Source organism: Pantoea sp. ACRSB, assembly GCF_022346905.1.
GTDB lineage: Bacteria > Pseudomonadota > Gammaproteobacteria > Enterobacterales > Enterobacteriaceae > Pantoea > Pantoea piersonii.
In genome coordinates, this window is the sequence record NZ_JAKRNL010000003.1 from 449629 (window position 1) to 471383 (window position 21755).

At 57.2% G+C, this 21755-nt stretch carries 23 protein-coding genes; 11 read left to right on the plus strand and 12 right to left on the minus strand.

Annotated elements, in window-relative coordinates; genetic code table 11:
* The first annotated feature begins 147 nt into the window (after positions 1-147).
* From MHZ89_RS12920 to MHZ89_RS12935, 4 genes are all read left to right on the plus strand, one after another.
* Positions 148-477, plus strand: coding sequence for a DUF485 domain-containing protein (locus tag MHZ89_RS12920; RefSeq protein ID WP_120455209.1), 330 nt, complete (start codon positions 148-150; stop codon positions 475-477).
* Positions 474-2123 carry a cation/acetate symporter ActP gene (gene actP / locus MHZ89_RS12925; RefSeq protein WP_311783307.1) on the plus strand — a complete coding sequence of 550 codons (1650 nt, stop codon included), beginning with the start codon at positions 474-476 and terminating at the stop codon, positions 2121-2123. The genes MHZ89_RS12920 and actP overlap by 4 nt, the downstream gene beginning before the upstream one ends.
* A 102-nt stretch (positions 2124-2225) precedes the next feature.
* Positions 2226-2480 (plus strand): type II toxin-antitoxin system Phd/YefM family antitoxin, encoded by a 255-nt coding sequence (locus tag MHZ89_RS12930; RefSeq protein ID WP_311783308.1) that lies wholly within the window; start codon positions 2226-2228, stop codon positions 2478-2480.
* On the plus strand, positions 2480-2782 hold the full coding sequence (locus MHZ89_RS12935) for a type II toxin-antitoxin system RelE/ParE family toxin (RefSeq protein WP_311783309.1): 303 nt from the start codon (positions 2480-2482) through the stop codon (positions 2780-2782). Before MHZ89_RS12930 ends, MHZ89_RS12935 begins: the two co-directional genes overlap by 1 nt.
* A gap of 69 nt (positions 2783-2851) precedes the next feature.
* On the opposite strand, the gene MHZ89_RS12940 is transcribed toward MHZ89_RS12935, so the two are convergent.
* The 3 genes from MHZ89_RS12940 to MHZ89_RS12950 form a co-directional block, all read right to left on the minus strand.
* Positions 2852-3397 carry a YfaZ family outer membrane protein gene (locus MHZ89_RS12940; RefSeq protein WP_311783310.1) on the minus strand — a complete coding sequence of 182 codons (546 nt, stop codon included), beginning with the start codon at positions 3395-3397 and terminating at the stop codon, positions 2852-2854.
* A 119-nt stretch (positions 3398-3516) separates the two neighbouring features.
* Entirely contained in the window at positions 3517-4212 is a 696-nt protein-coding gene (locus MHZ89_RS12945) for an LrgB family protein (RefSeq protein WP_311783311.1), read from the minus strand.
* Positions 4205-4630 (minus strand): CidA/LrgA family protein, encoded by a 426-nt coding sequence (locus tag MHZ89_RS12950; protein ID WP_120455201.1) that lies wholly within the window; start codon positions 4628-4630, stop codon positions 4205-4207. Before MHZ89_RS12950 ends, MHZ89_RS12945 begins: the two co-directional genes overlap by 8 nt.
* Positions 4631-4733: 103 nt before the next feature.
* Here MHZ89_RS12950 and MHZ89_RS12955 point away from each other — a divergent pair, with 103 nt between their 5' ends.
* Positions 4734-5636 carry a LysR family transcriptional regulator gene (locus MHZ89_RS12955; protein ID WP_311783312.1) on the plus strand — a complete coding sequence of 301 codons (903 nt, stop codon included), beginning with the start codon at positions 4734-4736 and terminating at the stop codon, positions 5634-5636.
* Between the two features lie 14 nt (positions 5637-5650).
* Here MHZ89_RS12955 and MHZ89_RS12960 read toward each other — a convergent pair whose 3' ends face one another.
* From MHZ89_RS12960 to soxR, 4 genes are all read right to left on the minus strand, one after another.
* A complete protein-coding gene (locus MHZ89_RS12960; RefSeq protein WP_311783313.1) occupies positions 5651-7300 on the minus strand; it encodes a Na+/H+ antiporter in 1650 nt (549 codons plus the stop codon).
* A 150-nt stretch (positions 7301-7450) separates the two neighbouring features.
* The gene (locus tag MHZ89_RS12965; protein WP_311783314.1) at positions 7451-8800 is read right to left on the minus strand and encodes an NCS2 family permease; all 1350 of its coding nucleotides are present in this window, start codon (positions 8798-8800) and stop codon (positions 7451-7453) included.
* A gap of 311 nt (positions 8801-9111) precedes the next feature.
* Positions 9112-9777 carry a glutathione S-transferase gene (locus MHZ89_RS12970; RefSeq protein WP_311783315.1) on the minus strand — a complete coding sequence of 222 codons (666 nt, stop codon included), beginning with the start codon at positions 9775-9777 and terminating at the stop codon, positions 9112-9114.
* A gap of 47 nt (positions 9778-9824) precedes the next feature.
* The gene (gene soxR / locus MHZ89_RS12975; protein ID WP_311783316.1) at positions 9825-10310 is read right to left on the minus strand and encodes a redox-sensitive transcriptional activator SoxR; all 486 of its coding nucleotides are present in this window, start codon (positions 10308-10310) and stop codon (positions 9825-9827) included.
* Positions 10311-10393: 83 nt separating this feature from the next.
* On the opposite strand from soxR, the gene soxS reads away from it, so the two are divergent.
* Both soxS and MHZ89_RS12985 read left to right on the plus strand, forming a co-directional pair.
* Entirely contained in the window at positions 10394-10816 is a 423-nt protein-coding gene (soxS, locus tag MHZ89_RS12980) for a superoxide response transcriptional regulator SoxS (RefSeq protein WP_311783317.1), read from the plus strand.
* 263 nt (positions 10817-11079) lie between these two features.
* A complete protein-coding gene (locus MHZ89_RS12985) occupies positions 11080-11361 on the plus strand; it encodes a YjcB family protein (protein ID WP_311783318.1) in 282 nt (93 codons plus the stop codon).
* A 55-nt stretch (positions 11362-11416) separates the two neighbouring features.
* Here the strand turns inward: MHZ89_RS12985 and MHZ89_RS12990 are convergent, their stop codons facing one another.
* Positions 11417-12367: an ATP-grasp fold amidoligase family protein gene (locus tag MHZ89_RS12990; protein ID WP_311783319.1), complete on the minus strand. Its 951-nt coding sequence runs from the start codon at positions 12365-12367 to the stop codon at positions 11417-11419.
* Positions 12368-12375: 8 nt separating this feature from the next.
* Positions 12376-13632 carry a polysaccharide biosynthesis C-terminal domain-containing protein gene (locus tag MHZ89_RS12995; RefSeq protein WP_311783320.1) on the minus strand — a complete coding sequence of 419 codons (1257 nt, stop codon included), beginning with the start codon at positions 13630-13632 and terminating at the stop codon, positions 12376-12378.
* Between the two features lie 525 nt (positions 13633-14157).
* On the opposite strand from MHZ89_RS12995, the gene MHZ89_RS13000 reads away from it, so the two are divergent.
* Both MHZ89_RS13000 and MHZ89_RS13005 read left to right on the plus strand, forming a co-directional pair.
* A complete protein-coding gene (locus MHZ89_RS13000; protein ID WP_033749162.1) occupies positions 14158-14553 on the plus strand; it encodes a transposase in 396 nt (131 codons plus the stop codon).
* Between the two features lie 570 nt (positions 14554-15123).
* Complete coding sequence (locus tag MHZ89_RS13005; protein ID WP_311783321.1) at positions 15124-15372, plus strand: hypothetical protein; 249 nt, start codon at positions 15124-15126, stop codon at positions 15370-15372.
* A gap of 105 nt (positions 15373-15477) precedes the next feature.
* On the opposite strand, the gene MHZ89_RS13010 is transcribed toward MHZ89_RS13005, so the two are convergent.
* Positions 15478-16437: a DMT family transporter gene (locus MHZ89_RS13010; protein WP_311783322.1), complete on the minus strand. Its 960-nt coding sequence runs from the start codon at positions 16435-16437 to the stop codon at positions 15478-15480.
* Positions 16438-16517: 80 nt separating this feature from the next.
* Positions 16518-17345, minus strand: a complete 828-nt coding sequence (locus MHZ89_RS13015; protein ID WP_311783352.1) for an AraC family transcriptional regulator — start codon at positions 17343-17345, stop codon at positions 16518-16520.
* A gap of 125 nt (positions 17346-17470) precedes the next feature.
* On the opposite strand from MHZ89_RS13015, the gene MHZ89_RS13020 reads away from it, so the two are divergent.
* Entirely contained in the window at positions 17471-17995 is a 525-nt protein-coding gene (locus tag MHZ89_RS13020) for an isochorismatase family protein (RefSeq protein WP_311783323.1), read from the plus strand.
* A gap of 71 nt (positions 17996-18066) precedes the next feature.
* Here MHZ89_RS13020 and ssb1 read toward each other — a convergent pair whose 3' ends face one another.
* On the minus strand, positions 18067-18615 hold the full coding sequence (gene ssb1, locus MHZ89_RS13025; protein WP_311783324.1) for a single-stranded DNA-binding protein SSB1: 549 nt from the start codon (positions 18613-18615) through the stop codon (positions 18067-18069).
* Between the two features lie 227 nt (positions 18616-18842).
* Here ssb1 and uvrA point away from each other — a divergent pair, with 227 nt between their 5' ends.
* Complete coding sequence (gene uvrA, locus MHZ89_RS13030) at positions 18843-21671, plus strand: excinuclease ABC subunit UvrA (RefSeq protein WP_311783325.1); 2829 nt, start codon at positions 18843-18845, stop codon at positions 21669-21671.
* Positions 21672-21755: the final 84 nt, after the last annotated feature.

Sequence of the window (21755 nt, forward strand, 5' to 3'; positions counted from 1 at the left end):
TACCTTTACTTCCCGGCGGGAACTCTCTTCTTCCCGCCCCTCTTTCCTTACGCTGTGTGTTTCTGAAGTCACATAAAAATAACTGCCCGGGCCTTTCTCGCGCATCGACGTGAGGCTGCCGCCTGCATAACCTCTGGAGAAACTGTGATGAACGACGCCCTTTCTACTCAGGAGGCGCTCAATCAACGGATTGAACGTCATCCACGCTTTCAGGAGCTGGTACATAAACGCCAGCGGTTTGCCCTGATTCTGTCGCTAATTATGCTGGTGCTTTACGTCGGCTTTATTCTGCTGATCGCTTTTGCGCCCGGCTGGCTTGGCACGCCGCTGCACGCAGGCACCAGCGTCACGCGCGGCATTCCCATTGGCGTGGGACTGATTGTTATTTCCTTCGTGCTGACCGGCGTTTATGTCTGGCGCGCCAACGGCGAGTTCGATCGCCTGACGAAGCAGATCCTCAGCGAGGTGACCCCATGAAACGTCTTTCTCTCTGGCTGCTGGCATTGCTGCCCCCCTCCGCGCTGGCGGATGCCCTGACCGGCGCGGTACAGAAGCAGCCTACTAACTATCAGGCGATTATCATGTTTGTGGTTTTCGTCGCCGCTACGCTGGGTATTACCTGGTGGGCATCGAAGCGCACCCGCTCGCGCAGCGACTACTATACGGCGGGCGGCAATATTACCGGCTTCCAGAACGGGCTGGCGATGGCAGGCGACTTTATGTCCGCCGCCTCCTTTTTGGGCATCTCCGCGCTGGTGTACACCTCCGGCTACGACGGCCTGATCTACTCGCTGGGCTTCCTGGTGGGCTGGCCGATGATCCTGTTTCTTATCGCCGAGCGCCTGCGCAATCTTGGCCGCTACACTTTCGCCGACGTCGCCTCCTACCGCCTTCAGCAGAAGCCGATCCGCACTCTCTCCGCCTGCGGCTCGCTGGTGGTGGTGGCGCTCTACCTGATTGCGCAGATGGTGGGCGCAGGCAAGCTGATCCAGCTGCTGTTCGGCCTCGACTATCATGTCGCTGTGGTGCTGGTCGGCATTCTGATGGTGCTCTACGTGCTGTTCGGCGGCATGCTGGCGACCACCTGGGTGCAGATCATCAAAGCGGTGCTGCTGCTGTTCGGCGCTACTTTTATGGCGGTTATGGTGATGAAGGCCGTCGGCTTTAGCTTCAATAACCTCTTTACCCAGGCGATGGCGGTCCATCCGAAAGGCGCGGCCATTATGCAGCCGGGCGGGCTGGTGAAGGACCCTGTTTCCGCGCTCTCGCTCGGGCTGGGGCTGATGTTCGGCACCGCCGGATTGCCGCATATTCTGATGCGCTTCTTTACCGTGGCGGATGCGCGCGAGGCGCGTAAAAGCGTCTTCTGGGCCACCGGCTTTATGGGCTACTTCTACTTCCTGACCTTTATTATCGGCTTCGGCGCGATTCTGCTGGTGGGCGCGAACCCTGCCTTTAAGGATGCCAGCGGCGCGCTGATCGGCGGCACCAATATGGCGGCGGTGCATCTGGCGAACGCGGTCGGCGGCAGCACCTTCCTCGGCTTTATCTCCGCCGTGGCCTTCGCCACTATCCTGGCGGTGGTGGCTGGCCTGACGCTGGCGGGCGCGTCGGCGGTGTCGCACGATCTCTACGCCAGCGTGATCCGCAAAGGCCAGGCGACCGAGCGCGAAGAGCTGCGCGTGTCGAAGATTACCGTACTGGTATTAGGAGTAGTGGCGATTGCGCTGGGTATTCTGTTTGAGAAGCAGAATATCGCCTTTATGGTCGGCCTCGCCTTCTCTATCGCCGCCAGCTGTAACTTCCCGATTATCCTGCTGTCGATGTACTGGTCGAAGCTGACCACGCGCGGCGCAATGATCGGCGGCTGGCTCGGACTGATCACCGCCGTGGTGCTGATGATCCTTGGCCCGACGGTCTGGGTACAGGTGCTGGGCCACGCGTCGCCGGTTTATCCTTATGAGTATCCGGCGCTTTTCTCAATGATCGTCGCCTTTGTCGGCACCTGGCTCTTCTCCGTGACTGATCATTCGCCGCAGGGCGCGCAGGAGCGCGGCCGCTTCCGGGCGCAGTTTATCCGCTCGCAGACCGGCATCGGGATTTCGCAGGGCAAATCGCACTGAGATGGACTGTTCCCCGCCAGCGTTAAAGGACGCTGGCGTTTTTCTCTGCGGGAAGGCTAAAATAAGTACGAATCGCACGATTCGCACGACTAAGGAATCACCATGCTGAGTTTTACCGCTAACCAGGCTAAAACGCGTTTTGGCGAACTCATGAACAAAGCGCAGCACGAGGCCGTTACCATCACTAAAAATGGCCGTACCGCCTTTGTCTGCCTGCCTGCTGAAGATTACGAAGCCTTTGAGCAATTCAAGCTGGAAAGCCTGCGGGCTAAACTGGCGCACGCTATCGCTCAGGCGGAAAAAGGTCAATTGCACGACGGAGAAAGTGCCTTTGATGAGCTGATGAAGGATTTGTAATGGGGCAGTTCAGGCTCACGGATGAAGCGAAAGAAGATTTAAAAGAGGTCAAAGCCCATTCATTAACGCAATGGGGGCCTGTCATCACTAAAGCGTATCTGCATGGCATGCGCATTGCGATGCAAATGCTGGCAAATCATCAGGTCGGCATAGACGTCAGCGATGAAACCTGGCCAGGCGTCTGTTACTGGCCCTACGAAAGTCATTATCTCTATTTTCTTCGCGTGCCTGAAGGTATTCAGGTTATCGCGGTTATTCACCAGTCGCGTCTGCCAAAAGCGGTGAAAAAGCGCCAACCCTGACCGCATCAGGAGGGCAAAAAAAACCGGTCGCACAGGCAACCGGCTTACACTTCTTTTTTCTGAACCCAATCAGAAGCGCAGTGAAGCACCGACGTACGGGCCATCGACCAGCACGTTATCTTTACGGCCGCCTTTATTGTTCAGCTCGATATACTGATAACCCACGCGCAGGTTAACCAGGGAGATCGGGGTGAAGCTCAGGCCGCCAGCGGCTTCCTGATAGCTGTCGAGATGGTCGGTCAGACCTTCCGGCGCGTAGTAGTATTCGCCGTACAGGCCCCACATATTGTTGAAGCTGTACTGCGCGCCGCCGCCCAGCGCCACGGCAAAGCCATCTTTACCATCTTCTGGATGGGTGAAAATGGTCTTGGCGGTCGGAGCCAGACGCAGCCCGCCGATATCGACGTTGTAACCCAGTCCCAGACCGTAAGTGCTGCCGTCGTGATCGCTGCGCAGCCAGTTGCCTTTAAGGAACAGGCCCGGCGAAGTGGTGCCCAGACCAACGTTCAGATTAGTGTTGTGCTCGCCTACATCTACGCTGCCTTCGATAGCCTGCGCTGCGCCGCTCAGCAGCACCAGACCCAATGCGCTCCCGGTAACAAGTTGCTTAAACATGATTCCACTCCGTGAAAGGACAATAATTTCGGCGCAAAGGTTAACAGCCTGAAATCCTCTGACAACTCTATTTGGCAACCTTTACGTAAACAGACATGTCGTCAGCGCGCGATTATTCTTCATACTCCCCACATCAGCTGGCCGATAAGCGGTGCCAGCACCACCGTCACTACGCCGGAAAGCATCATTACCAGACTGGCGACGACGCCCTCCTGCTCGCCGAGCTGATAAGCGCGCGCCGTCCCCGCGCCGTGTGACGCCGCGCCGAAACCCGCCCCTTTCGCCACGCCCTGGCGGATGGCGATACGCAGGAACAGGACGTCTCCTACCGCCATGCCGAACACGCCGGTAATAACGACAAACAGCGCCACCAGATCCGGCTGTCCGCCGATGGGCTTCGCGGCCGCTAGCGCGAACGGCGTGGTAATGGAGCGCACTGCCAGGCTGCGCTGGATCGACTCAGGCAGCGTCAGCAGCCGCGCCAGCCATACCGAGCTGCACACCGCGACCAGCGTAGCGGTCAGCACTCCCGCGCTCAGCGAGAGCCAGTGGCGTCGAATAATCGCCATGTTTTCATACACCGGCACAGCAAAGGCCAGCGTCGCCGGGCCAAGCAGCCAGAGCAGCCAGTGGCTTTCGGCAATATAGTCCTGCCAGGAGACGTGCGTAATAAGCAGCAGCCCGACCAGCAGCAAGGGCGTCGCCACCAGCGGCATCAGCAGCAGCGTGCGCCAGCGGCGATAGAGGCGTTTATTGAGAAAGTAGATCAGCAGCGTGACCGCCAGGCAGAGCAGGCTGAGGATAACATCACGCATCGCGTTGCTGCCTGCGCGCCGCGCGCGCCACTTCATAGCGATAGAGACGATCGACCACCAGCGCGGTGGAAGCCAGCACCAGCAGAGTGCTCAGCGCGATCACCACGCAGATACGCCAGCCATCGACGCGCAGCAGATCGCCGTAGTTCACTACCGCCACTACCGCCGGAATAAAAAACAGCAGCATCTCCGCCAGCAGCCAGCGCGAACCCGCTTTTACCCAGCGCAGCGGCAGCACGCGCGTGACGATCAGCGCCAGCAACAGCAGCATACCAACGATATTGGCGGGCAGCGGCAGGTGCAGCCAGCTCACCAGGCGATCGCAGGCGATAAACATGCCCACATACAGCAGCAGCTGTAGCGGCAACCAGAGTCGTTGCAGCCTGCCCGTTCTTTGCGGGCTGAGCGCTAACGCCATTTTCTTCTCTCCTCTAATGCAATCCGGCGCTTAGTATAAATCCGCAACAGAAGGTGAAAAAAATGAATTAAAATCATTCCAGTCATGCCAAAAGGGAATAGTTATGGACGTTCGCGCTTTACGCTACTTCACCGAGGTGGTGCGCCAGCAGAGCTTTACCCGCGCCGCCGAGAAGCTCTACGTTACGCAGCCCACCATCAGCAAAATGCTGCGCCAGCTGGAGGAGGAGCTGGGCTGCACGCTGCTGCTGCGCGACGGCCGCAAGCTGCATCTTACCGACAGCGGCCAGGCGGTCTACCAGCGCGGCCTGGCGATTTTGCAGGAGTTCCATCAACTGGAGGCGGAGATCGGCGATATTAACCAGCTAAAAACCGGCGAGCTGCGCCTCGGCATTCCGCCGATGGTCGGTATGCAGATCGCCGGGTCGATCTCGGCGTTTCGCCGCCGCTATCCCGGCGTAGAGCTGAAAATTTCTGAGTTTGGCGGCCTGACGGTGCAGCAGGCGGTGCTGGCGGGCAGCCTGGATATCGCGCTTACCGCCCTGCCGGTCGATCCCGATCTGCCGCTTAATACGCTGCCGCTGATGCATCATCCTCTCTGCGTGCTGGTGCCGCGCCAGCCCGCCTGGCTCAACCGCAGCCATATCGGGCTGGCGGAGCTGGCGGCGCATCCGCTGCTGATCTTCAACGAAGAGTTCTCCCTGAACCGTCAGCTGATGAAGGCGTTTCAGCGGCTGGGCGTCACGCCGCATATCGCGGTGCGTAGCGGACAGTGGGATTTTCTTGCGGCGATGGTGCAGGCGGAGATGGGACTGGCGATTCTGCCGGAGCCGATCTGTCAGCGGCTGGATAAGCAGTCGCTGCTGTGGCTGCCGCTGGAGTCGGATCTGAAGTGGAGTCTGGGATTGATCTGGCGGGAGGGAAGCTATTTGTCGCGCAGCGCGCAGGCCTGGATCGCCTGCTGTCGCGAACACTGGCCGGATGAAGCGCCGCGCCTGTCAGTTTAGGCGCGGCGCGCGGCTTACTCTTCTTTTTCGATCAGCAGCGCTTCCAGCAGGTCGAGATCGCGCAGCAGCCGCTGCATGCTCTCACTGGAAATCTGCTGCGTCGCGCGCAGATGATAGACCTCGGCGCGTTCGGCGCGCAGCGCGGTCAGACGGAAGCGACGCTCCAGATTTTCGGCGAACAGCGCCTGCTCCAGATCGCTCTTGCCGTCAGCGCGGCGGCGCAGGTTGCCGATCACGCGCAGGCTTACCTCTTTAAGCAGCTCGGGATCGATGTTCTCTTCGGTGTCGTTCTCCAGCCGCGCTTCCATTTTATGCAGGCTTTCGATCGCCACGCTCGCCATTACCGCGCGGGCGTTTTGCAGCTCGCGACGATGCCCGGACTTATCGATGCCGTCCACGCCGCGCAGCAGCAGCGGCAGCACCACCACGCCTACCAGCAGCGAGAACAGGATCACGCCGGTGGCGATAAACACCAGCTCATAGCGCGCCGGAAATGGCTGGCCGTTAGTGAGAAACAGCGGAATAGAGAGCACGCCCGCCAGCGTAATCGCGCCGCGCACGCCGGCGAAAGAGGCGATAAGCAGCTCGCGCAGCGAGTAGTTGGCGAACTCCATCGGCTTTTTCTTCAGCACGCGCTTGCTGAGACGCTGCATAATCCAGAGCCAGCCGAAACGCACCACCATCAGCGCGCCGTAGACCAGGATAATGTCGGTAAACAGCATCCAGAGTTCGACGTTGGGATCGGCGTTAGCGGCGTCAATCGAGGTGCCGATAATGTCCGGCAGCTGCAGGCCGAGCATCAGGAACACCATGCCGTTAAAGACGAACTCCAGCATCTGCCAGACGCTGTTGGCGCGCAGGCGCATCGCCAGCGGTGCCTGACGGATAATGCCGGAGCGGGTAATCGTCATGCCCGCCGCGACCGCCGCCAGAATGCCGGAGACGCCGAGGTGTTCGGCAATAAGATAAGAGGCGAACGGCAGCAGCAGCAGCAACACGGTTTGCGTCGCCGGATCGTCGCCGCTCCAGCGGCTCAGCAGACGCAGCGATTTCCCATAGAGCCAGCACACCGCAACGCCCGCAATCAGGCCGCCCACCGCCACCTTGAGAAACTCGATACTCGCGCCGCCCCAGGTAAACACCATGGTGCCCATCGCGACCGCAACGGCAAACTTCAGCGAAACCAAGCCGGAGGCGTCGTTCATCAGCGCTTCGCCCTGCACGATCGACATGATTTTTTTCGGGATGCGCCCCTCGCCGACAATGCCGGAGAGCGCCACGGCGTCTGTGGGTGACAGGACGGCCGCCAGCGCGAAGGCGGGGATCAGCGGGATACCCGGCACCGTCCAGTAGATCAGGTAACCGATGCCGACCACGGTAATCAGCACCAGCACCAGCGCCAGACCGATAATTTCCCGGCCATGATGCAGGAATTCGCTGATCGGCGTCTTCCAGCCGTCGGCAAACAGCAGCGGCGGAATAAACAGCACAAGGAAAAGTTCAGGGTCGAAATCGACATGCAGGCCGAAGGTCGGCCAGGCAAGCAGTGCCCCGGCGAGAATTTGCACCAGCGGCAGCGGGATCTGGAACGGCAATATGCGCGCGGCCACCCCCGAAAGCGATACCACCAGCGTCATGATGAGAATAGTAAAAAAGATTTCCATGCTTTCCTTAGGCGAATCGTAAAGTCATAAAAAATGTTGTGAACGCTAAAGTGTAAAGCAAAGTGCGCAGAGAATAACAAGTCACGCGTGCGGCGCGGCAGAAATTCAGGAAAAAGTTCCGGACGAGACGGCGCTCGTCCGGTTTTACAGTCAGATCGCCCAGCCGCCAGCGTAAAAAATCACCAGCGCGGCGGCAATCACAACGGTGCCGAGGTTCAGCTTGCGCCACTCTCCGGCAAACAGACGGCCCACTACCAGCGTGGCGAAACCGAGCATGATGCCGGTGACGATATTGCAGGTCAGCACGATAAATACCGCGGTCAGCAGCCCGGCCATCGCATCAACGAAGTCGGCGAAGTCGATTTTCGCCACGTTGCTGAGCATCAGCAGGCCGACATACATCAGCGCGGGCGCGGTCGCATAGGCGGGTACCAGCCAGGCCAGCGGCGACATAAACAGAATCAGCAGAAACAGCAGACCCACCACAATCGCCGTCAGTCCGGTTTTGCCGCCTGCCGCGGTGCCGGCTGCGGATTCGATATAGACCGCCGCCGGCGACGCGCCGACCAGACCGGCAAAGAGGCTGCTGACAGAGTCTGTGGTCAGCGCGCGTCCGCCGTTAATGATCTGCCCCTTCTCATCCAGCAGGTTCGCCTGTCCGGCAACCGCGCGGATGGTGCCGGTGGCGTCAAACACCGCCGTCATAACCAGCGCCAGCACGCTCGGCAGCACCATTGGCTGTAGCGCGCCCATAATATCGAGGCTGAAGAGCAGCGACTGGCCCTGGCTGTCGCGCAGGCTGGGCAAGGCGAACAGACCCTGGAATTTTACCGCGGGATCGAAGATCAGGCCGAGAATCGAAATAGCGATAATGGTCAGCAGGATGCCACCCGGTACCCGACGCTTTTCCAGCCCGAAAATCGCCGCCAGACCCAGCAGTGACATCATCACCGGGAAGGAGGTGAAGTGGCCCAGCGCCACCGGCATGCCGGGCGCAGGGTTCTTCACCACCAGCCCGATGCCGTCAGCGGCGATCAGCAGCAGAAACAGGCCGATCCCCACGCCGGTACCGTGGGCCACGCCCATCGGAAGATTACGCAGAATCCAGGCGCGGATGCCGGTTACAGAGATCAGGGTGAACAGCAGCCCCATCAGGAAGACCGCGCCGAGCGCCACCGGCACGCTGATGTGCTGGCCGAGCACCAGGCTGAATGCGGTAAAGGCGGTCAGCGAGATGGCGCAGCCAATCGCCAGTGGCAGGTTGGCCCACAGCCCCATAACGATAGAGCCGACGCTGGCGACCAGGCAGGTGGCGACAAAAACGGCGGTGGGTGAAAAGCCCGCCTTGCCCAGCATGCCGGGCACCACAATCACCGAGTAGACCATCGCCAGGAAGGTGGTGAGTCCCGCCAGGATTTCCTGCCGGATGCTGCTGCCGCGTGCAGAAACAGAGAACCAGGCGTCCAGCTTGCCAGCGGACGAGCGTGATTCGTATGACATAGTTGAGCCTCAAGAAATTTTTGGTGTGTAAAAAGCCCTGCGTCGTTGCCCGCAAAATCCCTGGTTGTCACCCTGGCGCAATAGCGTCAAAGGCGGCAGGCAAACGTTTACTTCGCGGCGAATAACTGTCCGCTATGCGTCCAGATAAAAAGGCAGGGGATTATCCGGCGTTTGGTAGCCGATTTTCAACCGCTTCCTTGTCTTAATTCAGGATAAAGCAGAGCGCTTGTGGCGGTTTCCGAAGGCGTGTGCGACGGCGGCATCCAGGCAGACGCCGCGCTACGTTTTGATATTTTGACGTTTTCCACTGCTCAACTGCCTGGCAGCACCTCGCCGCCCTGCTGGATGGCGCGCTGCCAGGCGGCGCGCTGCTGAACGGTAGTCAGCCATGCCTCCGTGGCGGGCATATCGGCCAGGCCGCCGCGCGACTGCATCGCCAGCAGCGGAAAACTCATCTGAATATCAGCAATGCCGAAGCGCTTGCCGGCAAACCAGGGATGAGCAGCCAGATGCTGCTCAATCATCTGGCGATGCGGCACCAGCTGCTTATCCAGCCAGGCTTTCTGCATGCCTTTGCCCAGCGCTGCGCCCGCCGGACGCAGCAGCCAGGGCACCGGCGCCTGCCCCAGGCGGCCGAATACCAGCTTCATCAGCAGCAGCGGCATCAGCGAGCCTTCGGCGTAGTGCAGCCAGTAGTTCGCCTGAAGACGCGCCTGCTCATCGGCGGGCGCCAGCCGCTGCTCGCTGTCATATTTGCCTTCCAGATAAGAGAGAATGGCGCCCGATTCGGCAATCACCTGATTACCGTCGGTGATCACCGGCGACTTGCCCAGCGGATGCACTTTTTTCAGGGCTTCCGGCGCCAGCATTGATGCCTCGCGCTGATAGCGTTTGATTTGGTAAGGCACTTCCAGCTCTTCCAGCAGCCACAGCACGCGGTGCGAGCGCGACCGCTCAAGATGATGGACGGTAATCATAGAGCACTCCTGTTATGCGTCTCAGGCAAGTATAGCTTCCCGCATCTTTAGCGCGGCGGCTCGCCTTTATCATCCTGTTCGGGGTCAAGCAGCACTGCGCCAGAGCCCTGCTGTGCCAGCCGGTCGCCGGGATTGCGAAGTGGGCAGTCGCGCATCGACAAACAGCCGCAACCGATACAGCCGTCGAGATCGTTGCGCAGACGCGTCAGGGTTTCGATGCGCTTATCCAGCTCTTCGCGCCAGTGCTGCGTCAGGGCGTCCCACTCCTGCGTCGACATACGTTTGTTGGCGGGAATATGCATCAGGCTGTCGCTGACCGTTGCGAGCGGTATGCCGATGCGTTGAGCAACCTTGATAATGGCGACGCGCCGCAGTACGTCACGGCTGTAACGCCGCTGGTTGCCGCCGTTGCGCGTGCTGGAAATCAGCCCTTTGCTCTCATAGAAATGCAGCGCGGAAACCGCCACGCCGCTACGGCGCGCGACTTCGCCCGGCGTTAAAACCGGTTTCGGGTAGTTGCGATCTTTTTTCATCTGGCTCTTTACCTCAAGTTAACTTGAGGAATTATACTCGCCTCCGTCAAATAACGAATCCCTCAGGACTAAAGGACGAGATTATGATGCAAGAAGAGATCATTCACTCCCTGACGCACTGGATCGATCAAAACCTGGATAAGACGCTGTCGATCGATGAAGTGGCGGCCAAATCAGGTTATTCAAAGTGGCACCTGCAGCGTATGTTCCGTACCGTGACGAAACAGACGCTGGGTGGCTACATTCGCGAACGTCGCCTGACGCTGGCGGCGGAAGCGCTGCGCCAGACGCAACGCCCGGTATTTGATATTGCGATGCAGTATGGCTATGACTCGCAGCAGACCTTTTCCCGCGTGTTCCGCCGTCAGTTTTCACAAACTCCGACCGCCTATCGCCACTTTATGCGTCGTCAGGCGCTCCAGCGTCCACGCAGGTTGAGCTTTGACTGTAGCGAACCTGCAAGTTTTACCCAGCGCACCACCGGCGAATGCTGCCCGATTCGCTAAGTCACAGGCGCCCTTAACGGGCGCAACTTGCCGCTTTTCCCGCTTTACGCCCCCGGTTTTCTTTTCAACGTTTCGATAAAAAATTCTCTACCATACCAGGTACAAATTTTGTTCATAAATTCAAATGCAGTGATATAATGTGACTCAGGTCACACATTACACTCTTTTTGACGACGGAAAGCCTTTCCCTGACCTCGCTTTTCGTCGCCGGTGATGTCCAGTAACTGTCAGGGATAATCACTTAGATTCAGAGGCTTAAGTCGATGGCGACGATAACCACCAGCTTGATTGTCATGCGTTGGGAACTGCTCAGCGCAGTTATGATGTTTTTTGCCAGCACCCTTAAAATCAAATTCCGCCAGAGCAGCCATCATGTGATGGCGTTTATGTGCGGCGGCATCGGTCTCGGTATGACCTGCTGGTTTGTTATGGGTCTGCTGGGCATCTCGCTGAGCATGGAAAACGTGCATCACATTATGCTGGTTACCAAAGACACCTTTATCCAGGTAATGAGCCAGACGCCGCCCGACTGGCCGATGCCTTAATGACCAGCAAAATAAAAAACCCCGCGAAGCGGGGTTTTTTATTTTGCTGTGTGACTCAAACTTTCTTCAACAGCGCAGGAATATTAACGTCCTGCACCGAAACGCCCGGTCTCTGCGTGCCGCGGCGATCCTGAATCCACATATCTCCCATCATCTGATTAAGCCCGCGATCCAGCCCCGTCACCAGACCTGCGCCCGGCGTAAAGGTCAGTTCGCCGAAATAGATGCGGCCCTCATGGATATACCAGTCAACGCGCACATAGTCGAAATCGCTCGCCAGCTTCTTACTCAGATCGAGCGCGTGCTGCAGCGACTCGGCGATTTTCGTCACGTCGAGGCCGGTGTCGCGAATCTTGTGAAAGGCTTCGGTCAGATTGTTGACGTAGAAGTTCATCGACAGCTGCGGCTGGCAGCGGTTGTAGATTACCTGCAGCACATATTCAAAGCGGCCGTCGCGCTTGTTGAACATATGAAACTTGTAGTCGATAGGCGCCGTTTTGCCGTCGCCGATATACTGCTCGACCAGAATGCGCGGCTTGATATAGCGATAGTGGATCTCGCGCGCCTCGTTGGCGAAGTCGGTCTTCAGCCACTTATAGCAGCTGTTGATAATCTGCTGTTTGCGCAGCGCGTCCGGCTCTTCCAGCAGAATCTCCACCATGTTGGAGGCGTGATTCGGCTTGATAACCGTACCCTTCCAGCATTGCAGGCTATTCAGCGACGCCGGGTCAGTGGTCTCGTGCACCAGCGGAATCAGGTATTCGTTGCCAATTTTTTCGGCGATATAGTCGCGCACCGAATATTTGTCTGAGAGGCGGCCATAGATCTGATAGTCGCCGTAGACGAATTTGCGATACAGCACCTTTTCGTTAAAGACTTTGGGCTGGCGCAAATTAGGCAATTTTTTGAACTTATGGAAGTAGTAAATGCGGTCCTGGTAAGCCCAGGGCATCTTCTTAATGAAGTACTGCACACTTCTTCTGAGTTCATCTTTCAACTTAAACATATCTGACCTCATTTGTAGGTTTTGTAGTTGAGTGAGGAAACTTGAATTCTTTGAATGACGCCGTTTTTGAAGAAGTAATTCATTACGGTAAGGGACAAGAGTTCCGACACGAAGACGCTCCAGGCGGCGCCCATAATGCCGTAGCCCTGAATCAGCCACCACGAAAGCGGCAGGCTGATTACCATCAGGCAGATGATTTTCTTCAACAGATAGTTGAAACCACCCTCTTTCACCATGTAGCGATAGGCTACTGTGCCCATGGCGGAGAAGCAGGTCGCCATTGACAGCAACGTAATGAGACTTCCTGACTGTGTGTACTCTGAACCGTACAAAGCGATGATGATTTTTTCGCCGAACAGCGCGATAACCAGCAACATCATCAGTGAAACTCCCATGACATAGCCATTAAGCCGCGCTGCCAGCTTAATGGCCACTTCGCCGCGTTCCCTGAAAATTTCAGTGAAGCATGAAGTTATGAGCGCCACGGGGATAAAAATCCACGAAGCCGCGATAGTGTTGGCCGCCGCAAACAGCCCAAGATCGCTTGCCGAAGCGATGCCGGCTAAAAACATCTGCGCGGCTTTAACCTGTACTGAAATAAAAATGCTGGAGATCGCCAGCGGCAGACCGGCATACATCAGATAGCGCAGATAGGCGCTGCGTTTTTCCTGCGGCGGCGCGACATCCTGAGTTTCGCGGTAGAAGTTGTAGCGCTTGATAACATAGGGCACCAGCGTTACGGCCACGATAGAGAGCGTCAGCCATGCCGGATTAAGGCGCAGCCAGGCGATAGTGAAGCTGATGGCGAAGCTCAACAGCATACCGAGCGAATTCGCCACGGTATTAAGTCGGGAAGCGAGACGCGCGTTGTTGTAAACGCTGAAGGTGTCCTGGGTAACAAATACGGAGGCGACGAACGACGCCAGCGTGAAAGCCAGGAAATTTTGCGGCATGGTGAACCACACCCAGGCCAGCACAGGTACAGCGGTGAGAAGCAGTAAAATCATGCGCAGAGTACGCGCCACGTTCATCAGACGCAGCCCTTTCGGCGCGCTTTTACTGATCCGCTTAAACAAGATAGTCTCGGTACCGAAGATGGCGACGGTCTGGACCATAGAAAATAAAGAGGTTGAAAACGCCATCTGGCCGAATACGGTTGGCCCGAATGATTTCGCCACGTAGGAGGTCACAAATATGACGCCAAAAACCGAGACGATCTTCTCAGACATCATCCAGGCGGCATTAGACATTACGCTTAATTTCATTGACTCATCCTTTGCATTACTTACTTCAACCGCTTCGGTACAACATCCCTGTAACGAATTAACAAGCGCTCAGTGGGCCTGGCGTTATTTAAAGATTTCAAACCAGGCTGGTCCGAAAAATGAGAATCAGAACACGATTCGGTGAATATTTTCAGGATAATTCTGATTAAATTTGGCTCAGAACGGTTAATCTGGAATCGATTTCACGCGGAAAACAGACCCCATTCTCAAGCCATTTCCCTGCGAATTTAGCAAGCACGTTATGCTAAATATCAAATGTACGTAGAAATTTTTCGTATTTGGGATGGGAAGAATCTATAACAAAAAACCCTGACCAGGAAGGTGCGCCCATCCGATAAGAATAAAATAAGATTTATCCCATGATGATATTTATTCTAAATATCTTAATTTAACCCACGCAATTCTAATCGCGCACTTTAATACTGCATTAATAGATTATTTACAGTGCCAGATATTAATACAGTACATCTCATCCATTAATCGATAAGAAAGGTAAGAGCATTTATGAGAAAGTCACGATATAGCGAAGAGCAAATCACAAATGCCATTAAAGCTTCTGAATCAGGGGTTAAAGTCAGGGAGATTTGTGACGAGCTGGGGATCTCTGAGGCCACCTTCTATAGCTGGAAAAAGAAATTTTCCGGCCTTTCCTCAGAGGAAGGAAGAAGAATCAAAGAGTTAGAAGACAAACTACAGACACTTACCCGTGAGCTGCAAACGCTCAACTCAGATAAGGAGATGCTGCAAAGCGTACTGAAGAACTTCTTTACCACTAATGAAAAGCGCCAGGCGGTCAACTTTTTGCAGAGCACTTTCGACATCGGCACGCGCCGCAGCTGCCGCCTGCTCGATATTAGCCGCAGCGTTTACCACTACCCGTCAGGATCGGAAAATCGATAAAACCAATAATACTGCCCTAAACTGACTTAGCGCTGAGATTGTTCTTACCAGAAGAGATGATGACACTTTAAGATACCATTCGTGGCTTTAATTTTCGTTCCATGCATTCCTGATGGGTTTGCCAACGGATCGATTTTCATTTTTTGCGGTAATATTGATAAGCACCAGCAAAAGTCTCGCGTTTCTCGCTACTTCTCCTCTCGCCCAATCTCATTTCGATGAGATTGGTGCTTCTCACTTTTCATCAGGCTCGTTAATGCCCGGCTCTAAAATTTTGTCGCTCCATTAAGCCGCGCTAAACAGCCCTACAAAATCACGCTTCGGTTACTACAAGAAATGGTGGCACTAAGTTTGCGTCCAGCGAAGAGTATGTTGTCATCCTTAAATAAGCGAACCGGAAAAAAAGATGCCAGGAATTTTCCTGGCGGAATGGTTTATCAATGCTTATCGCTTTCCTTATTTCGGGTTAATCACATATAAGATAAATCACTTTAAAGATCGCCCCGGCTAAAGTTTCGTAATTTCCTTTACTGGGAATTATTCTTAATAGCCTGACCGTTTCTGGAAAAAATGGTGGTTTATCAAACGACATTCTCAGGGCCAAACGCCAATAAAAACGCAGCGGCAGGCAATAAATATGCAGTAAAGTGGCGAATTACTCGCCACTCACAATGCCTTAATGCTTCGTTAAGGTGGAATATAAGCCGTCAAAGAGAAGAATTGCCGCCGGGCAAAGCCGTTAAACGCTCACCTGCAGGCGAAAAAAATGAGATCTCGATCGCTTTTTATAGCGTTTCACCGTTCGGCTTTAGCGAATAAATAGCTAAAGAGCGGCAAAATTTGCCGCTCCGCTCTGCGCATTATTCCTAAAACTGTGTGAAATCAGCGGGTCAGCACATATTAAATTGCGCGACAGGGTGCAGATTAATGCTCAATTGACGTCAGCAACGGTTCTGGCTTAATACGCATCGCCCAAAGTACGCCGAGGATCAGGCAGAAAATGCCTGTCAGCGTCAGCAGCGGCGGCCAGCTTTGTCGCCAGAGAAAAGTCCATAGCAGGCCTGACAGCGTTTCGAATACGATAAGCGGGCCCATAAATACCGTGGGCAGCCGCTGGCTGGCGGCATTCCAGCAGAGCGTGCCCAGCCAGGAGCAGAGCAGCCCAATCACCAGCATCAGCGGCAGAAAGAGCTGCGGCTGCGGGCCAAACGGCAGCGCGAAGGATGGGCTATGCCACGCCAGCTGCGCGCTTACCCCCGCATACATAACCAGCGCCAGCGGCAGCGTCACAATCCCCTGCGCCGTCGCCCAGGTGGCTGGTTTATGCTGCGGATGGGTGCGCAGCCAGCGCGCGTTGCGCAGCGGATACCAGGTCCAGCACGCCACTGCCAGCACCGCCAGCGCAATGCCGCTCAGGTAGCGCATCATATCCCAGCCGCCGCTCTGCCCGCGCAGCTCGGCAATATTTACGCACACCAGACCTGCGCCGATCGCCAGCAGCGCAGGCGTCAGCCGACGCCAGGCCAGGCGTCCTTCAAGATGGCCGTAACAGAGGTTGGCGGTGATCGCCATCACCACCGGCAGCGTGCCGATAATCATGGTGGATACCGGCGCGCCGGTGCGCTGAATCGCGCTGGCGAGAAAGGTGTAATAAAGAAGGTTGCCCACCAGCGAAAGCTTTAGCGCCTCCCGCCAGTCGGCAGAGAGCAGCTTACGCAGACGGTGGCGATCGAGCCAGGCCAGCGGCAGCGCAATCAGGCCAAACGCGACATAGCGTCCGGCAGACTGGAGCGCGCCCGGATAGTCCGGCACCAGCAGCGGCCCGACGAAAATCAGTCCCCACATCAGCCCTGCGGCAAGGGCAAACAACACGCCAGCTAACATCGTCTCTTCCTTTATTAAAGTGCATAAGGAAGTGTGGCGGAAAAAGCGGGGAAAAATCTTGTAGCAGATTGCGGTTCGCCCTAAGCGCCACGCACCTGTTTCTGATAGCGCACCGGCGTAATGCCGTAACGCTGAGCGAAGGCGCGGGTCAGATGCGCCTGGTCGCTCAGGCCGACGCTCGCCGCCACGCTGGCCGCCGACAGGCCGCGCGCCAGCAGCTGCTTGGCCTCGTATAACCGATACGCCATCAGCATCTGATGCGGCGTAACGTGAAAATGCGCGCGGAAAGCGCGCAGAAAATGCCACGGCGAGAGCGAGGCCAGCGCCGCCAGCTCCTCCAGCCTGACCGGCTCGGCAAGATTGTCGCGCAGGTAATCGCGTACCTGGTCGAAGCGGTGCCCTTTCTCTTCCTTGCCTCTTTCCGCCATACGCGCCAGCGGCCGCAGTTGCGCCAGCACATCGGTTAACAGGCTTTGCCGCGCCAGCGGGCTATCGGCCTGCCACAGCGCCGCCAGCGTTCGCGATAGCGGCAGCGCCAGCCGCGAGTCGGTGCGCAGCGCTTCGCTAAACCACCAGCCGCCATCGCCGGTGAGCTGCCTCATGTCGTCCGGCTGGATATAGATCATCTGATAACGCCAGCCCTCTTCGCAGGCCGACTCGCCGGTGTGCAGCTCATCCGGATTCATCATCACCAGCGAATGGGTCGGCGCAGTGTACTGTGCGCCGCGATAGCGGAACCGCTGCGCGCCCGACTCGATGGTGCCGATGCCGAAGGCTTCGTGCGTATGCGGCTCGAAGGCATAGCGGGAGATATGCGCCTGATAAAGCTCTACGCCAGGCAGCTCGTCAAACTGGCGAAACTGCGCGCGATCTTTTTCGCAGGGAAAAACAGCCGGAACGCCCTCCACCTCGATCTCCTCGTTAATCAGACAGGCTTTCAGCATGCCAGCGATGGCTGGCGGATTGCAAAACAGTTTTGCCATTTCGCCGCGGCGCGGTGAAACTGAAGCGCAGAACAGAAAAGGAGAAAGCGATGACCCAGCGAGTTGTTGTGGTAGTGGATATGCAAAACGGCGTTTTCGCGACGCCGCGCTTCGATCGGGCCGGATGCGCGGCGCGGATCAATCAGCTGACCGCAGCGGCTGACAGCACTCTCTTTATTACGCACCGCGAAGGCGAGATGCAACCCGGCACGCAGGCGTTTGAACTGCTGCCGGAGCTGCATCAGCCTGCCGGTAGTTTTTACGTCACTAAAACCGCCTGCGACAGCTTCTGGCAAACCGAGCTGGCCGCCACGCTGGCGCAGCTGAAAGCCGACGCCTTCGTTATTTGCGGCTGCGCGACCGATTACTGCGTCGACACCACGGTTAAGGTCGGTGCGGGTCTGGGCTATCGCATTACCGTCGCCGCCGATGCGCATACCACGGCGAATCGCACCTGCGTCAGCGCGGAGCAGCTGATTGGGCAGCATAACGAGGTCTGGGCTGGTCTGTCGCTGCCGGGCAATGTGCCGCAGGTGCTCACTACGGCGGAGATAGTGTCAGGCTGGAGTTCTTAGTCGCCTGAACGGAAGACGAAAAAAAGCCCCGCCTGAGCGGGGCCTGACAGACAGTGCCGACCCAAAGAGGATCAGAACGGAATATCGTCGTCGAAGTCCATCGGCGGTTCGTTGTTGTTGCTCGCCGGGGCGCTCTGCGGCTGAGGACGCGACTGCGCGCCGCCGCTGAACTGATTGCCGCCCTGCGGCTGCTGCGGCTGACCCCAGCCGTTGTTGTTGCCACCGCTCTGACCGCCACCCATCGGCGCGCCACCAGCGCCAGCGCCCTGCTGACGACCGCCCAGCATCTGCATGGTGCCGCCGACGTTGACCACGACTTCCGTGGTATAGCGATCCTGGCCGCCCTGGTCCTGCCATTTACGGGTGCGCAGCTGGCCTTCGATATAAACCTGAGAACCTTTACGCAGATATTCGCCAGCGACTTCCGCCAGCTTGCCGAACAGCACAACGCGGTGCCACTCGGTGATCTCTTTGTTTTCACCGGTCTGCTTGTCACGCCAGCTTTCCGACGTGGCCAGCGTAATGTTGGCAACCGCGCCACCATTCGGCATGTAGCGCACTTCCGGATCCTGACCCAGATTCCCGACAAGAATCACTTTATTTACGCCACGACTGGCCATGTTGCTCTCTCCCGATGAGTTAATGCTAAGAGTCTAAACGATCAATTCTATCACGTCCTGCTATGCGATTCCCACTTTCGAGCCGGCTCGCAGAAGCGCTCATTTTACACCCAAAATGCAAAAAATACTGGATATTTAATCAGTCTATTTTTTGTGCCATAATACCCTGTTTACGCTAATCGTGTCCGTAAGGGTACGGGGCGTGCTGCTCAATCCGGGAAAGGTGAATGGATAAGATCGAAGTTCGTGGTGCCCGCACCCATAATTTGAAAAACATCAACCTGATCATCCCTCGCGACAAACTCATAGTGGTCACCGGCCTGTCAGGCTCCGGCAAGTCCTCTCTGGCGTTTGATACGCTCTATGCGGAAGGTCAGCGCCGCTACGTAGAGTCGCTCTCTGCCTATGCGCGTCAGTTTCTTTCTCTGATGGAGAAGCCGGACGTCGACCATATTGAAGGTCTGTCGCCCGCTATCTCTATCGAGCAGAAATCCACTTCACACAACCCGCGTTCTACGGTCGGTACCATCACCGAGATCCACGACTATCTGCGTCTGCTGTTCGCCCGCGTCGGCGAGCCGCGCTGTCCGGATCATGACGTGCCGCTGGCGGCGCAGACCGTAAGCCAGATGGTGGACAACGTGCTGGCCCAGGAAGAGGGTCGTCGCCTGATGCTGCTGGCGCCAGTAGTGAAAGACCGTAAGGGCGAACATACCAAAACGCTGGAAAACCTGGCGGCGCAGGGCTATATCCGCGCGCGTATCGACGGCGAAGTGTGCGATCTTTCCGATCCGCCGAAGCTGGAGCTGCAGAAAAAGCACACTATTGAAGTCGTGATCGATCGCTTCAAAGTCCGCGAAGATCTGGCGACCCGTCTCGCTGAATCCTTTGAAACCGCGCTGGATCTCTCCGGCGGGACGGCGATCGTCGCCGATATGGATGACGCGAGTGCGGAAGAGCTGCTCTTTTCCGCCAACTTTGCCTGCCCAATCTGCGGCTACAGCATGCGCGAACTGGAGCCGCGTCTCTTTTCGTTTAATAACCCGGCAGGTGCCTGCCCTACCTGCGACGGCCTCGGCGTACAGCAATATTTCGATCCCGATCGCGTCGTGCAAAACGGCGAACTCTCTCTGGCTGGCGGCGCGATCCGCGGCTGGGATCGCCGTAATTTCTATTACTTCCAGATGCTGCGTTCGCTGGCCGAGCACCTCGATTTTGACGTCGAAGCGCCGTTCAATACCCTGAGCGATAAAGCGCGCCAGGTGATCCTCTACGGCTCCGGCAAAGAGAACATTGAGTTTAAGTACATCAACGATCGCGGCGACACCTCCGTACGCCGCCATCCGTTTGAAGGCGTGCTGCACAATATGGAACGTCGCTATAAAGAGACGGAATCCACGGCGGTACGCGAAGATCTGGCGAAGTTTATCAGCAATCGCGCCTGTGCCACCTGCGACGGCACCCGTCTGCGTCGCGAAGCGCGTCATGTTTTTGTCGAGAACACCAATCTGCCGACCATCTCAGATATGAGCATCGGCCACGCGATGGATTTCTTCCGCAACCTCAAGCTGAGCGGCCAGCGCGCCAAAATCGCTGAAAAGGTGCTGAAGGAGATCGGCGATCGCCTGAGCTTCCTGGTCAACGTCGGCCTGAACTATTTGTCGATGTCACGCTCCGCAGAGACCCTTTCCGGCGGCGAAGCGCAGCGTATCCGTCTGGCAAGCCAGATCGGCGCGGGCCTGGTGGGCGTGATGTATGTGCTGGATGAGCCCTCTATCGGCCTGCACCAGCGCGACAACGAGCGTCTGCTCAGCACGCTGATCCATCTGCGCGATCTCGGCAACACCGTGATTGTGGTCGAACATGACGAAGACGCTATCCGCGCAGCCGACCATGTAATCGATATCGGTCCCGGCGCGGGCGTACACGGCGGCCAGATCGTGGCGGAAGGTACGGTTAACGAGATTATGGCGGTGGAAGAGTCGCTGACCGGCCAGTTCCTCAGCGGCAAGCGGGAAATTGCGGTGCCGAAGGAGCGCGTGAAGGGCGATCCGACGAAGACGCTGAAGCTAAGCGGCGCGCGCGGCAATAACCTTAAAGACGTGACGCTGACGCTGCCGGTCGGTCTGTTTACCTGTATCACCGGCGTCTCCGGCTCAGGTAAATCGACGCTGATTAACGATACGCTGTTCCCGATCGCGCAGCGCCATCTGAATGGCGCAACCACTGGCGAAGCGGCCCCCTATCGTGAGATCAACGGGCTTGAGCACTTCGACAAGGTGATCGATATCGATCAGAGCCCAATCGGCCGTACGCCGCGCTCTAACCCGGCGACCTACACCGGCATCTTTACGCCGGTGCGCGAGCTGTTCGCCGGGGTGCCGGAGGCGCGTTCGCGCGGCTATAATCCGGGCCGCTTCAGCTTTAACGTGCGCGGCGGCCGCTGCGAAGCCTGTCAGGGCGACGGCGTGCTGAAGGTAGAGATGCACTTTCTGCCCGATATCTATGTGCCCTGCGATCAGTGCAAAGGCAAGCGCTATAACCGCGAGACGCTGGAGATCAAATACAAAGGCAAGAGCATCCACGAAGTGCTGGAGATGACCATCGAAGAGGCACGCGAGTTCTTCGACGCGGTTCCGGCGCTGGCGCGTAAGCTGCAGACCCTGATAGATGTGGGTCTCTCCTATATTCGTCTCGGCCAGTCGGCCACCACCCTTTCCGGCGGCGAAGCGCAGCGCGTTAAGCTGGCGCGTGAGCTGTCGAAACGCGGCACCGGCCAGACGCTCTATATCCTGGATGAGCCTACTACCGGCCTGCACTTCGCCGATATCGCCCAGCTGCTGGAAGTGCTGCATCAGCTGCGCGATCAGGGCAACACCATCGTGGTGATTGAGCATAACCTTGACGTGATCAAGACTGCCGACTGGATTGTCGATCTGGGTCCGGAAGGCGGCAGCGGCGGCGGCGAGATCCTTGTCGCAGGCACGCCGGAAACCGTGGCGGAGTGTGAAAAATCGCATACCGCGCGCTTCCTGAAGCCGCTGCTGACGAAATAGTTCGCTGTCAGCAAGTGCTACACTGACATTGCGTTAAACCTCTCAGGCCCGCTGCAAGCGGGCCTTTTTCATACTGCATATTCC